At 52.0% G+C, this 613-nt stretch carries 1 protein-coding gene; it reads left to right on the forward strand.

Going from position 1 to position 613, the window contains the following annotated elements:
• Nucleotides 1-219: 219 nt before the first annotated feature.
• Entirely contained in the window at nucleotides 220-414 is a 195-nt protein-coding gene (locus tag AWU74_RS07385; RefSeq protein WP_059369499.1) for a hypothetical protein, read from the forward strand.
• Nucleotides 415-613: the final 199 nt, after the last annotated feature.

The following is a 613-nucleotide window of genomic DNA, read 5'->3' on the forward strand; positions in this document are numbered from 1 at the left end:
TTCAGCCGCCGGACAAAAGCGGCATATGAGAGCAGGTTTTCACCAAGCTTCAGGCGAAAAACGTAGCCGAAGCGACGGTTCTTTCGCCGGATTTGACGCCAGTCAAGGCGCACTCCGACGCTCACGGGGCATTAACAAAATGGAAAACAGGCGATAAGGAAATCGTACGGGGACTGGCACACAAAGATACACGCAATAACGACAGGCGACGCGGTGCTTGTGAAGTTTAGCCTGCCTGCGGGGAACGCTTCCGGCGCGAAAGAGGGTCCGTTGCTACTGGAAAGCATAGGGAAACGCGAAGGCACTATGCTGCTTATGGATAAGGCATATGAGGATAACAAAACGCGGGCGTTTTCATGGAAACGCGGCTTTGCTCCCGCCGAAACGCAGCCGCAAAAAGCCGGGGGATTATGACCTTGAACTGTACAAGGAGCGCAACGGCGTTGAATCTTCCGCCGCGTGAACACTCCCTAACTGACCCGTTCCTATATACGTATAGTTATGTTGATAGGGCGCGTCTCTGTCCGCCGGGTTTTCCGGTCTTGATTGTAGATGCGTCAATACCACTAGGTATGGCAAAATCATAATTGAGACCAAACGAAAAAGTCATTGA

Source organism: Treponema endosymbiont of Eucomonympha sp., assembly GCF_001028545.1.